Source organism: Vibrio sp. (genome assembly GCF_984391705.1).
The window spans coordinates 15,380-29,116 of record NZ_CFHWOM010000021.1; the positions used below are offsets into that span (position 1 = coordinate 15,380).

General features: G+C 47.0%; 11 protein-coding genes. 7 read left to right on the plus strand and 4 right to left on the minus strand.

The genetic code is table 11. From position 1 onward, the window contains the following. Window positions 1–150: 150 nt before the first annotated feature. A complete protein-coding gene (locus tag AC4MRV_RS12445; protein ID WP_491187651.1) occupies window positions 151–1,044 on the plus strand; it encodes a LysR family transcriptional regulator in 894 nt (297 codons plus the stop codon). Window positions 1,045–1,140: 96 nt separating this feature from the next. After that, window positions 1,141–2,460 carry an omega-aminotransferase AptA gene (gene aptA, locus AC4MRV_RS12450; RefSeq protein ID WP_491187652.1) on the plus strand — a complete coding sequence of 440 codons (1,320 nt, stop codon included), beginning with the start codon at window positions 1,141–1,143 and terminating at the stop codon, window positions 2,458–2,460. Window positions 2,461–2,497: 37 nt separating this feature from the next. Here the strand turns inward: aptA and AC4MRV_RS12455 are convergent, their stop codons facing one another. Together AC4MRV_RS12455 and AC4MRV_RS12460 are read right to left on the minus strand one after the other, a co-directional pair. Beyond that, window positions 2,498–2,833 (minus strand): ATPase, encoded by a 336-nt coding sequence (locus AC4MRV_RS12455; RefSeq protein WP_491187653.1) that lies wholly within the window; start codon window positions 2,831–2,833, stop codon window positions 2,498–2,500. A gap of 9 nt (window positions 2,834–2,842) precedes the next feature. Next, entirely contained in the window at window positions 2,843–5,215 is a 2,373-nt protein-coding gene (locus AC4MRV_RS12460; protein WP_491187654.1) for a S8 family serine peptidase, read from the minus strand. 404 nt (window positions 5,216–5,619) lie between these two features. Here AC4MRV_RS12460 and AC4MRV_RS12465 point away from each other — a divergent pair, with 404 nt between their 5' ends. Both AC4MRV_RS12465 and AC4MRV_RS12470 read left to right on the plus strand, forming a co-directional pair. Continuing rightward, the gene (locus tag AC4MRV_RS12465; RefSeq protein ID WP_491187655.1) at window positions 5,620–6,384 is read left to right on the plus strand and encodes a 1-acylglycerol-3-phosphate O-acyltransferase; all 765 of its coding nucleotides are present in this window, start codon (window positions 5,620–5,622) and stop codon (window positions 6,382–6,384) included. 156 nt (window positions 6,385–6,540) lie between these two features. Continuing rightward, complete coding sequence (locus AC4MRV_RS12470; RefSeq protein WP_491187656.1) at window positions 6,541–7,866, plus strand: MBL fold metallo-hydrolase; 1,326 nt, start codon at window positions 6,541–6,543, stop codon at window positions 7,864–7,866. Window positions 7,867–7,891: 25 nt separating this feature from the next. On the opposite strand, the gene AC4MRV_RS12475 is transcribed toward AC4MRV_RS12470, so the two are convergent. Further along, window positions 7,892–8,752 (minus strand): MBL fold metallo-hydrolase, encoded by an 861-nt coding sequence (locus AC4MRV_RS12475; RefSeq protein ID WP_491187657.1) that lies wholly within the window; start codon window positions 8,750–8,752, stop codon window positions 7,892–7,894. 114 nt (window positions 8,753–8,866) lie between these two features. On the opposite strand from AC4MRV_RS12475, the gene AC4MRV_RS12480 reads away from it, so the two are divergent. From AC4MRV_RS12480 to AC4MRV_RS12490, 3 genes are all read left to right on the plus strand, one after another. Next, window positions 8,867–9,742 carry a LysR family transcriptional regulator gene (locus AC4MRV_RS12480; protein WP_491187658.1) on the plus strand — a complete coding sequence of 292 codons (876 nt, stop codon included), beginning with the start codon at window positions 8,867–8,869 and terminating at the stop codon, window positions 9,740–9,742. Window positions 9,743–9,913: 171 nt separating this feature from the next. Beyond that, entirely contained in the window at window positions 9,914–10,948 is a 1,035-nt protein-coding gene (locus tag AC4MRV_RS12485) for an alpha/beta hydrolase (protein ID WP_491187659.1), read from the plus strand. A 188-nt stretch (window positions 10,949–11,136) separates the two neighbouring features. Further along, on the plus strand, window positions 11,137–12,408 hold the full coding sequence (locus AC4MRV_RS12490) for a hemolysin family protein (RefSeq protein WP_491187660.1): 1,272 nt from the start codon (window positions 11,137–11,139) through the stop codon (window positions 12,406–12,408). Window positions 12,409–12,445: 37 nt separating this feature from the next. On the opposite strand, the gene AC4MRV_RS12495 is transcribed toward AC4MRV_RS12490, so the two are convergent. After that, window positions 12,446–13,714, minus strand: a complete 1,269-nt coding sequence (locus AC4MRV_RS12495; RefSeq protein ID WP_491187661.1) for an O-acetylhomoserine aminocarboxypropyltransferase/cysteine synthase family protein — start codon at window positions 13,712–13,714, stop codon at window positions 12,446–12,448. Between the last annotated feature and the right edge of the window lie 23 nt (window positions 13,715–13,737).

The window sequence follows — 13,737 nt, forward strand, 5'->3', positions numbered from 1 at the left end:
TTGGCTGAGCAGCAAACCTGCCGTAGTCGTCATTTGTTGTTTTGGCTAAGCGTCGACACTTGAGTTAACAAAACTATAACGATTGCGAGATCATATTAACAATATATGGTATGTATAGTTTTCATATACAAAATAGATAGTGAGTTAATAATGGATCTCAAACGCTTGCACTATTTCAATCAACTGGCCAAGACCGGTAACTTCACCAAGGCGGCGGATCAACTAGGGATTGCGCAGTCCGCTTTAAGTACTAGTATCAAAAAACTTGAGCAGCAGCTCGGTCTAAAACTGGTGAACCGCACCGAACGACAAATGAGCCTGACCGCCGAAGGCCAAGTGCTACTGCGCCACGCCAAAATCATTTTGGAAGATGTCGAACAAGCGGAAAAAGAGCTCCAAGAGCTCAAAGGGCTGACAAGCGGAGTGATCAAGTTTGGTGCCCCGGCAATGCTCGCCTCTTACTTTCTGCCCGATGCGTTAGAGCAGTTCAAAAAAGCCTACCCTGGTATTCAAATCAACATTCACGAGGCAGGGACCGCAACATTGGCACAAATGCTGGTTAACGGTGAGCTTGACTTGGCCCTTATTCGTGGCGATCGCGAGCACGAACAAATCCGCCAAAGTTTGCTCGCTCAAGATCAAATCGCCGCTTGTGTACCTATCTCTCACCCTTTCGCAAAGCGCAGCGCCATCACCCTTGATGAGTTTTGCCAACAACCTTTAGTGCTGTTTAAAAACGGCTACTTTTTGCGTGAAACGGTGAACAGCTATTGCCAGCAAAACAAACTCACCCCGCAAGTGCATTTTGAGACCAACCTCCCTGAACTGCTCAAATCCATGGTTAGGCGACAAGTCGGAATTGGCACCTGCCTGCCCATTTTGGTCGCCGATGATCCCGAGCTAAAAGCGATCCCATTTGACCCGCCGATCCCTTTGCAACTGGGCATTGGTTGGAAATCGAGCCACTATCTATCGACCGCTGCAAAAGCCTTTGTCGATTTTCTCCAAGGCACGATAAAGCAAAGCGAAACAGAGAAAGTTTGATGCCTCTAAACCTTTATATTTATCGCACGTGATTTTACCGCTCTACTGGCATCGATAACATCTCTGCAACATTAACAACCGCAGAGCTTGTCGAACATGGAAAGAAAAGTCAGTTACGATGCCTTCTGGATGCCATTTACCGCGAACCGCGATTTCAAACAGAACCCTCGTATCATTAATCGTGCTGAAGGCATGTATTGCTACTCAGACCAAAATACCCAACTGCTTGACGCTACCGCCGGCCTTTGGTGTGTCAACGCCGGTCATGGGCGCAAAGAAATTGGCGAGGCGATGGCAAAACAAGTGGCCGAGTTGGATTACAGCTCGCCGTTTAACTTTGGTCACGACATTGGGTTTGAGTTCGCCGAGCGATTGGTTAAATACACACCGCCGGGGCTAAACAAAGTCTTCTTTACTAACTCTGGTTCTGAAGCCGTCGAAAGCGCCCTAAAAATCGCACTGGCTTACCAACAAGCCAAAGGCAACACCGGAAAGTTCAAATTGATTGGTCGCGAGCTTGGCTACCATGGCGTGAACTTTGGCGGCATTTCTGTGGGAGGTTTAACGCCAAACCGCAAAGGCTTTGGCCCACTGCTGCCAACCGACCATCTGGATCATACGCTCGATATTGAACGTAACGCCTTTAGCCGCGGCCTGCCTGAACATGGGGTAGAAAAAGCCGAGCAACTAGAAAGACTCATTCAATTCCATGGCGCAGACTCCATCGCAGCCGTGATTGTTGAACCTATCTCAGGAGCGGGCGGTGTTATCCTCCCGCCAAAGGGTTACCTGCGCCGTTTACGCGAAATCTGTACTCAACACGATATTGTTTTGATTTTCGATGAAGTGATTACCGGATGGGGGCGCCTTGGCTCTGCATTTGCGGCCGAGGAGTTTGATGTGATTCCTGATTTGATTACCTCAGCGAAAGGCATCAGTAGTGGCGTTGTGCCACTCGGCGCGGTATTCGCTCAAGACGAGATCTATCAAACGGTCGTCAACAGTGCCCCACAAGGCAGCGTTGAGTTCTTCCATGGTTACACCTATTCCGGTCATCCGGTGGCTTGTGCGGCGGGTTTGGCGACGCTCGATATCTACGAGCAGGAAGGACTACTTAATAGAGCCAGTGGTGAAATCGGCCAATACTTTGAGCAGGGTCTGCACTCACTTAAAGGGGTCGGCTCTATCGTCGACATTCGTAACTATGGCTTGATTGGCGCGGTACAGTTTGCCCAGCCCGCTCATGGTAAGCCGATTGGTTTCGATATTTTGAAGCGTTGTTATGACAAGGGCGTTATGGTGCGCAGCATGGGTAACACCATCGCCTTGTCGCCGCCGCTTATCATCGAAAAACAGCACATCGATGTTATTATCGACACCCTTGGTCAAGTCGCCAAAGAACTGCCAAGCGAATAGACAAGAGACGAAAAACGCCCCAAACGGGGCGTTTTGCTTATTGAGAGTACAAACTGCGGATGGGCTCGGGCTCAATGTAATCAATGAACTCACTACTGATGAGCTGATCGAGCTTATCTTTGTTTCCCTTCACCACAAACACCTCTTGCTTGCTCAGGGTTTCCACAATCTCCAGTTGATGTTGCTGAAGAAGCGCACGCGCTTGCTCTTCTTTTTCTGGATAATACTTCACAAAGAAACGAGGCATTTGCTGCTCAGCCTCTGCGACGCGGTCATCCACCGGAGGAAACGCCGAGTTGCCCGCGACAACCAGTGTCGTTACACCACCAGCAAGCACCATAAACAGCGCACTTGCCACGATTTGCTTCTTCATATTGACTCCTTACTGAAAGGATAGTGTCCAACTGTTGATCGTACCGGTATCTTGGCGAGCACTGTCGACTGCTTTAAGCTCCCACTTACCTTTGGACTCAAAACCAGTGAAATCCACTTGGTAGCTGGTGTTAATATCGTTTGCCGAACCACCCGTATTTTCGTGCAGCACCACTTGACCGCCAGTTGGCGACGTCAGCGTTACTTTAAGGTCACCAATGTAGCTGTGGCTAATATCAACATCAATCGAAACCGTGCCTGAATCGCCCGAGCGCAAAACATCAATATCGCTAACAACACCTAACGCACTGTTATCTGGGATGCTCACCGCGTTGGTATTGCTGTAGCTTGATGGCGCTTCACCACCAGAGTTGCCACCGCCCGTACTGCCATTGTGAGTTGCCGTTAACGTCGCACCAGAATAGGCAGAGTAACCATCAATCAGAACTTGATAAGTGCCTGCTGACGTCACATTGAGCGTGCAGCTCTCATTGTTACCACTTTCCCATGAACGACAGTCGTAAGTGCGCGTTGTTGGCGTGCCTTCAAAGCGTACGTACATGTCTGCATCACCACTGCCGCCTGCTAGCGTAAAGCTGGCTTGCGTGGCATCGGCTGGAACGTCAAAGGTAAATAAGATGCCTGATTTAGATGCGCCTGATAGCGGGCCTTTTGCAACACCGTTTTCCAGAACATTGTCCGTCTGACCACCATCTGGACCATTACAGCCCGCGTCTAAATATGTCTTGGCGGCATCAGCATTCACTAGACCATAACCAGTACGGTTATCACGACCTGCGACATCAATATCTGTCGCACTCGCGGTTAGCGCTTTACGCACTTGCTGCGCGGTACAGGTTGGATGGTAGCTCCATACCAAGCCAGCAACACCCGCCACGTGCGGCGTTGCCATTGATGTACCGTTGTAGTACTCGTAATCTTCCCCTGTCGTCGTCGATACCGTCACCTCTTGACCTACTTGGCCAGCAAGCTCGAGACCAAACTCTCGGTCAACCGTAATCGACACCAAGCGGTAGCGATCGTAATCATCGAGTACAAATGGGTTCTGTAAACCTGGCAAATCAGCGTTACTGTAAACAATCGCCGCTTTCGCGCCTGCGTTGTAACACGCTTTGACAGGATCAATTTCCGGGCGAACGCCGCTGCGTTGGTTTTCGATACGTTCAGTCAAACAGACTTTGTCGCTCATATCACCACAGTTGTAACTGCCCGATGAGATATCACAACTTGCCAGCGCGCCAGTCACGCTGCCAGCAACAGGATCCGACACATAGCTGCCCGATGTTTTGCTCTTACGGTTATGTGGCACCACACCGCGATCAAAGTTGCTCACACCGCCGATGGTAATATCAGAAAGAACCCCCTCGCCAACCGTAACGGTCGACAGTACCGCAACACCCGGAGCTGCGATGTCGACTTGGTCAGTCGCTTGAGAGAACGCTGCGTGATCGTTATTAGTATCGACCGCTGCAACTGACATCACCGCATCGTAAGACGCAGGATAGCTGTGTGCGGTATTACCAGAGTTACCCGCCGCCGCGATCAGCAATACGCCTTGGTCATACAGATCTTGCAACGCGTTTTGTTCCGTGCGGCTCGACTGACTGCCCCCTAGACTCATGTTGACCACATCTGCATTGTTGTCCGCACAGGTTTGAATCGCTTTAACTAGGCTTGACGAGTAGCCCCAACCCGATTCATTGAACACTTTTACAATGTGCAGATTAACGTTTTGATTTGGCATCACGCCTTTCACACCTTCCGTGTTAGCGATAGCCGCGATGGTGCCCGCAACGTGAGTGCCGTGCGCATTGTTGTTACCTGGAGAACTCCAAGAGCCCGTGCCACTGTCGTTGGTTCCAGTCACACGGTTACCGCTCAAATCGTTGTGGCTAAGATCGTAGCCCGAGTCGATAATACACACAGTGCGATTTCCCGCATTGGCGTCACTAAGAAGCTGCGCGTTCACCGCGTTAAAACCCCATGGTGTTGTCTCACTCAGTAGGTAGCGCGGCGGATCCACCTCGACATACTCAACTTGCGTGTTACCACGTAAGTTAGACACTTCACTGTCATCCATCTCGACGCTGTAAATCGTGTCTGAGCCTAGCCTCTCAACCTGACGTGCTTGCACCGCTTGCAATATATTTTCACGCACCTCTGTTGGGGCCATTAAAGCCTCACCTGAGCGTGAAAACGGCACTGGCGCATCTTCCTTAAATTTAACGATGTATTTAGTTGGCAAGTCTGCCTCATTAAACCCCATTAGAGGTGAAGCATTCACCACTGAAGAGCCAAACATGGCCACTGCGATTGATGAAAGGGTGAATAACCCTTTGGTTTTATTATTGATGTTGTGCATCTGCTCGTTTCCTTATTGAGCTATTTTTATTCATTTATTTGCCATGCCTACTCATTGAAAATGAAATTGCATAGGCGCATTAGCTATAAGGCGGATTGATGAAATAACCAATAATTTATAGAGCAAATACACTATATACAGACTGAATATCACCAAATAAATAAAAAGAGTGAACACTCAACAAGGAAAATAAGATTTACAAAGCAATTACTTAGTAACGCTAAAAGTGGGTAAATATACAACTAGCTGAAAAGCGAGGAACTCTTTGGTATCTGCGAATAGTGATAACAACCGACAGCTCGAACAAAAATTGTTGCAATTTCGTTAAATAGAATTAAAACTCTAACCTTATTCAACCTATTGAGTTCTGCCGCTGTAGAGGGAGAGCGGATAAGGAGAGAGTTGTGCTTGCTGTTGTTCGTTTAATACTGGCGACGTTTTTTGTCGTCTTTACCACTTTGTTTGCCTTTATCTATTGCTTGTTTAGCCCTCGAAATCCGAAACATGTCTATTTCTTCTGTCGCTGGTTTAATCGTCTGCACAAAATAGTCGGGTTAAGGCTCATTCAACGAGGTCTAGAAAAGGCACCGACTCCGAAAAACAGTGTATATATCTCCAATCACCAGAGCGTATTTGATTTTGTCACTGACCCAGGGATGTTACGACCTCGAGCGGTATCCCTCGGCAAGCGAGATCTATTGTGGATTCCTTTTTTTGGCCAGCTTTATTGGATCACAGGTAACATTTTGATTAATCGTGAAGATAAGTCCAAAGCTCGCGATACCATCAAGCAAGTCGCCGAAGCAATTCATCAACGAGATTTATCCGTGTGGGTTTACCCTGAAGGAACACGCAGCAAAGGACGCGGATTACTGCCTTTTAAAACTGGCGCATTTCGTATGGCCATCGAAGCTGGCGTGCCGATAACTCCAATGTGTACCAGCACTACACACAACAAAATTCAGCTGAATCGAGCGAACAACGGCATCGTAATAACCGAGATGTTAGAACCGATTGATGTTTCAAACTATGAACTCAAGGATGCTCGTGCACTTGCTGATCACTGTCATCAACTGATGGCTGAAAAGATCGCTCAACTTGACGCAGAAGTCGCGCAGTTGGAAGCGCAACAGATAAATAGCCGAGAAACTCCAAGCCCTTCAGCTTGATAGTTCGACTTCCGATGGTGCGCCAAGGCACAACATCCAAATGACCAACAAGCCTAGTGGCTTGTTAAAGTGTGAAACGTTCGTATTTTTAGCAAGTTAAGTTGCTTTAATCTGACGCAATAAGCACTGTTCAAGCAACCAACATAGGAGTTGCTCATGGATGTTATTCATCATGGTGGTAAACATACTGTAACCGGTTCGTGCCATGAGTTACGAGCCGACGATCAAGCCATTTTAATTGATTGTGGCTTATTTCAGGGCGCAGATAGCCGACCATTAGACATTGACTTCGACACTAAGCCTATCGATGCCCTACTCCTGACTCATAGCCATATTGATCATATAGGTCGTCTTCCTTGGTTACTCGCCCGTGGATTTAGCCAGCCGATCTATTGCACCGAGGCAACCGCTGAACTAGTGCCGTTAATGCTCGAAGATAGCTTAAAGCTACAAATGGGCTTAAAACGTAAGCAGGCTAAGCGACTACTGGAACGAATTCAATCTTTGTTGGTCACGCAACCATACAACCATTGGTTTCCGATTGATAAACGTTGCCCAAATGGGTTGTATGCTCGATTCCAGCCAGCGGGCCATATTCTCGGCTCTGCTTACCTTGAAATTCAAGTGAGCAATGGTGAAGTTGTCGTTTTCTCAGGTGATCTTGGCCCAAGTAACACACCACTGTTACCCGATCCGATATCACCTGAGCGAGCTGATTATCTGTATATTGAAACTACCTACGGAGACAGTCTGCACGAAGATATCGCGGCACGTAGTGAACGTTTAAAGAGTATCATCGATCGTTCACTTCAAGATGGCGGTACTATTTTAATTCCTGCGTTTAGTGTTGGCCGAACTCAAGAGTTATTGTTCGATATAGAGCAATTAATTCATGCGCGCCAAATTGACATCACCATGCCCATCATTCTTGATTCTCCAATGGCACAGAAAGTGACCAAATACTATCGACGCTTTAAAGCTTTGTGGGGACAAGAAGCAAAACAGCGACTACAAGCCCACCGCCATCCACTTGCTTTTGAGCAATGCATTACAGTAGAAGATTATCGAACCCATATGCGATTAGTTAACCGACTGCAATCAACCGGTGAACCTGCCCTTGTGGTTGCTGCTTCAGGTATGTGCCAAGGGGGGCGAATCATGGATTACCTGAAAGCTCTGTTACCCGATGAACGTACCGATGTGATTTTAGCGGGTTACCAAGCGGAAGAAACTTTAGGGCGCGCCATTCAATCGGGGGCAATGGAAGTTGAGATCGACCAAGAACCTGTGCAAGTTAACGCGCAGATTCACACTATGTCGGGCTACTCTGCTCACGCTGATCAACGTGATTTGCTCAAGTTTATTACCGGAATAGAAATCAAACCAAAGCAAGTACATTTGATCCATGGTGAACCCGATGCTCAAGCCCGTTTTTCCCATGAGCTCAAGCAACAAGGATACAAAGTTCAGTCAGCAGATTAGCCTGACTGAACTTATCTTTCTCTGATTACCAGCTCGCTTCTTTCATGTGAACTTTTGCGCCAAGCTCTAGGCTAAAATCGGAACCGAATTGAGGGTAGTGCTTTACCATCGCATCGATCACCTCTGCGCTATTGTCACTGCGCTTCTTCGCCTCTTCAAAACGTTCAATCCACGTATGAGTAAACGAAATCGTGCTTGCATCAAGTTTACCGTCTTCCATCATATGACCCGGAACCACCAGCTTAGGTTTTAAGGCTTGCATCTCTTCCAGCTGAGTTAGCCATGCATCCACTTCTTGCTGAGATTGGGTGTCTGCCATCCAGACATGCATACCCTGAACAATACCTACATTGCCTAAGATGGCTTTCTCGCTCGGTACCCATAAGTAAGGGCGATGCGCCAGTACACCCTCCGCATCGCGAATCTCGATAATTTGGTTGTCTACGGTGATCTGACGAGCATTAATCGCAGTTGGTAACTTAGGATTCTCTGGCGCATTGAGCCCCATTTTCGGTCCCCAAAAGCTCACTTTGGTTGCGAGCTTTTTGGCAATGGCTTCTCGAACCGCCTGCGTGGTGATCACGTTGGCTTCAGGGAATATCTCTAATAATTGAGAGGCACCAAAGTAATAATCTGGATCCGCTTGGCTAATAAAGATCGTCTTCAGTGGCTTACCCGCATCCAATATTTTCGCCGCGATACGCAGGGCATCCGCTCGAGTAAAGCCCGTATCAATCAGTAAGGTTTCCGTCTCGCCAATGACTAACGTCGATGTCACGTTAAAGCTGTTTTCATCAGCGTTGTACACGTCAAACGTTAAGTCGCCTTTCGCCATCGCAACCTGAGAAGTCGCAAGTAGTAGTGCCAAAGTGGTGATGTTTTTCATAGCCTGTATCCTAATTCGAAGGTTTTCTGTTCAGTCGCCGCCATAGTAGCGACTGGTTTTATTTCGAAATAGAGCCTATTCTTTGCATCATTATTTCTTAATTCGAGCAAGTTAATGGATAAACTCACCGCAGCCAAAGTGATGCTGGATGTCGCACAGACTGAAAGTTTTACTGCCACAGCCGAACGACTCGAGATGTCTCGCCCTATGGTTACACGCTACGTGGAAGCGGCTGAAAATTGGCTAGGAGCTCGATTATTGCAACGCACCACGCGAAAAGTTTCCTTAACCAGCGCGGGAGAGCAGTTGCTACCAAACTTGCAGCAATGGGTAGAACAAGCGCAAAGAATGGAAGAGAGCTTAATGCCAGAACAAGCTATTCGTGGGTTTGTTCGCCTATCGGTGAGCATGTCTTTTGGCTTCTCTCAATTGATGCCCGCTCTGCAGGCGTTTCGCCAGCGCTACCCTGGTATAAAATTGGATATTGATGCTCAAGATCGAGCTGTCGATATGGTAGCGGAACGAATTGATTTAGCTATCCGTACCACTAATGAGCCCAATCCTGCTTTGATTGGCCGGCCTTTTTCTGTCTGTTACTCCAAGTTAGTCGCCTCTCCAGAGTATTTGGCCTGCCATGATCCAATTACCCAGCCTAATGACTTAGTTCATCATGCATGTTTGGGTTACAAAAATTTTGGTCGCCAGATCTGGCAACTTACACAGGGTGAGCTGCAGCAAGAAGTTGAAGTGAACTGTGACATTACAGCCAATGAAGCGACGGTGTTATTACACGGCTCTTTGGCAGGAATGGGAATCTCAATGCAGCCCGATTACTTGGCTCAAGAGTGGCTAGACCAAGGCAAACTTGTGTGGGTGCTACCTGAATGGCAGTTAATGACACTACAGATGTATTTGCTTTATCCATCACGCAAGCATCTATCCCCGCCAGTAAGAGCTTTGATCGACTTTATTCTTGATTACTTTAACTAACAATACATCTATTCGTACCTAGCGGAATGTGAGCCACCTGTTGAACAATAGGTGTGACAAATATCATTGATGATTCAATCATATTGCTTGGTTTCCAACTATTGTTACAACTGAATGACTGAGATCCGTTCCACACTTGGGTTGTTCTAAACCAACAACAAAGGTGTGGCTATGAGTGATACAAACAGCAATTTCGTTATTTGTGTACGTAACGTGACAGGTAAAGGTAATAGCGCCAAGTTTGGCAATGAGCCCGGTACAACCCGATACTTAGAAGTTCCAGATGAACAATCTCCTCACCCAGAAAACCACAAATTGACCCGAACTGAATGGGTCAAACGCTTATTGGCCCGGGCGCGAACTGGTGAACATAAAGTTATCGAAAAGTCCCCTGTGTCAGGCTATACCTTTGGCGACATATTGATCTTTGTTCACGGCTACAACAATTCCATCACCGCCATCATGAATCGCCATAATCTACTACAAAAACGGCTTAGAGAAGTCGGCTATCAAGGTGCGATTGTCAGCTTCGATTGGCCTAGTGCTTCTTTTACTCTTAACTATTTAGAAGACCGCTGCGATGCTAAGAAAACTGCCTTGAAGTTAGTCAAAGATGGGATTGCTATTTTAGCCAGAGCCCAATTAGATCAAGACAAAAATCATTGCGATATCGACGTCCACTTACTTGGTCATTCAACTGGCGCTTATGTCATCCGTGAAGCATTTTATGAAGCTAGCCATGATCGAAGCTTACAAAGAATCAAATGGAACGTAAGTCAAATAGCTTTTATTGGCGGTGATATCGCACGTAAATCTACCCATAGGGAAGACTGTAAATCGCAGGCGCTGTTTGAACATGCCGTGCGAATCACTAACTATCAAAGTCCTCATGATAGTGCTTTGAAAGTCTCTAATATAAAGCGGCTCGGCACCGCACCAAGAGTTGGTCGTGTTGGGCTAGATGAGGATGCCCCAGAGAACTTAGTGAATGTCAGAGTGGACAATCACTGGAAGTTACTCGATGAAGATAAAAGTGCCGTTCATCCTGACGCGAACTGGTCACACTCATGGCATTTCGATGATAAACAATTTGCCCAAGATCTACTTTATACCTTACAGGGGGATGTAGACCGAGGAAGCATTGAAACTCGCCACTACATCGGTGGTGAGCTGCACCTCAAAGTCGCTCAGCAAGAGGCTGATTAAAGCCATAAAAGGCCCATCCCAACCTTTGATGGGCCGACTTGTATTGCCGTTTACTTTCAATGCACTGCGTAACATTATAGTTACCAATCGTCACGGTAAAAATATTTACTGATCAATCCGCGTTAGCCCCATATCTTTTAAATGTCACTCTAGCTATGCTGAGAAGGTGTTTATTATTGGAACAATCAATGGATATTTTCATACTGGTGGGGCTTATCACCCTTAACGGCATTTTTGCCATGTCAGAACTTGCGCTAGTCGCAGCTAAATCGAGCCGCTTGAAAAAGCTCGCAGAAACCCAACCTGCCGCTCAGCTCGCTATTGAGCTAAAGAACAACCCAACTCGATTCCTCTCTACGATTCAAATTGGTATTACTGCGATTGGTATTTTGAGTGGTATCTTTGGTGAAGCGACCCTATCCGGCCCATTTGCAAAATGGTTAACCTTGCAAGGTTTAGAGCCTGAACTCGCATCCATCGTTTCCACTGCAAGCGTGGTCGTTTTGATCACCTATTTTGCTATTGTAGTCGGTGAACTGGTCCCGAAACGCTTTGCGCAGAGAAACGCGGAACGGATTGCCGTAATAGTGGCGTACCCTATTCATTGGTTGGCCATCCTGACGACGCCATTTGTGGTGTTATTAAGTGCCTCAACAGACGCCTTATTAAAACTGTTTCGTCAAAACGGAGACGACAACGACCAAGTGACGGAAGAAGATATTTTCGCTGTCGTAACTGAAGGTTCAGAATCTGGAGCCATTGAGCCTCAAGAGCAGCAAATGATCCGTAACCTATTGCACCTCAATGACCGTTTGGCAACATCCTTAATGACGCCAAGGTGCGATATCGAATATTTAGATGTCACCCAGCCTGTCGAACAGATTTTAAAACGTATTCGTCAGACTCAGCACTCTGTGTGGCCTCTAGTCCATGGCAGCTTAGATAAAATCATTGGTACAATCTCTTCCAAGGTCTTGCTCGACCAGTATGAAGAGTTATCGGTCGCGACATTAGTCAGACAAGCTCGTCGGCCGCGCTATGTACCTGAATCAATGAAAGGACTTCCTCTGCTGAATGATATGCAGAAAACAAACTGCGAAATGGCCTTTATTGTCGATGAATATGGCGATGTTCAAGGCTTAGTTACTCACTATGATTTGCTTGAGTCTATTGCAGGTGAGCTGGGTATGGCTCCGCAACACACTTGGGCTAAACAGCAGCAAGACGGTAGCTGGGTAATGGATGCCATGATTCCACTCAATGAGCTTAAACACCGTATTGATATCGGCATATTGGATGGCGAAGAGAGTGAAGGTTTTCAGACCCTAAACGGCTTTTTAACATGGAAAGTTGGCCGCGTACCCGAACGAGGAGAAATCGTTAAAGAGGGAGAATGGCTGTTCGAAGTGCTCGCCGTTAGCCATAACCGAGTCCTGCAAGTACGCAGCTATCACGCATAGGTAAATAAGCCCCAACTTGACGGTTGGGGCTTTGTTTTTATGCGTTAAATGCTTGTTCTAAGTCTGCAAGAATATCATCAATATGCTCAATACCCACAGATAAGCGAATCATTTCTGGCGACACACCCGCTTGTTTTTGCTCTGCTTGATCAAGCTGTCTATGGGTTGTCGATGCAGGGTGACAAGCTAACGACTTTGCGTCACCAATGTTGACTAATCGCTTAAAGATTTTTAGAGCATCATAAAAACGTACGCCTGCGTCGTACCCATCTTTGAGACCAAATGAGAGAATGGCAGAAGGTTTACCCTGCATGTACTTTTCAGCCAGAGGGTAATGCTCTGAGCTAGATAAACCGGCGTAACTCACCCAACTGACTTTCTCATGCTTGTTCAAGTATTCTGCCACTTTAAGAGCGTTCTCAGTATGGCGCTCCATACGCAACGAAAGAGTCTCTAGCCCCTGAAGTAACATAAAGGCATTCATTGGTGACAACGCCGCGCCGGTATTTCTAAGCGGGACAGTACGAGCTCGGCCAATAAAAGCCGCCTCGCCAAATGCTTCGCTATAAACAACCCCATGGTAAGACGGCTCAGGCTGGTTAAATACTGGGAATCTAGCTTTATGTTCGGCCCAAGGAAATTTACCCGAATCAATGATGATTCCACCTAAGGTAGTTCCATGACCACCGACGTATTTTGTCAGAGAATGTACGACAATATCCGCGCCGAACTCAATTGGCTTACACAGTGCAGGCGTTGCTACCGTATTGTCGACAATCACGGGCACACCTTGCGCATGCGCAAGCTCGGCGACACGCTCTAGATCAATAATATTCCCCGCTGGATTACCAATACTTTCACAGTACACCGCTTTGGTGTTTTCATCGATGAGTTCAGCCAAGCTCTCCGGCTTATCATCTTTCGCAAAACGAACTTCAATCCCCTGATTCGGCAACATGTGAGCAAACAGAGTGTACGTACCACCATAGAGCTGAGGAGTAGAGATAATGTTATCGCCTGCCTGAGCTAAGGTAAGAATGGCATAATTAATTGCAGCACTTCCCGCACTTACAACTAAGCCAGCAATTCCCCCTTCCAATGCCGCCATACGTTTTTCCAAAACATCATTGGTTGGGTTCATGATGCGAGTATAAATATTCCCTGGAACTTCCAGGTTAAACAAGTCTGCACCATGTTGAGCGTTGTCGAACTCGTAAGCGACAGTTTGATAAATAGGTGTGGCGACAGATTTTGTTGTCGGGTCAGTCTCGTAGCCAAAATGAATCGATAGCGTTTCGTCTTTCATGCGCTTTCCTTGCTAATAGGTTG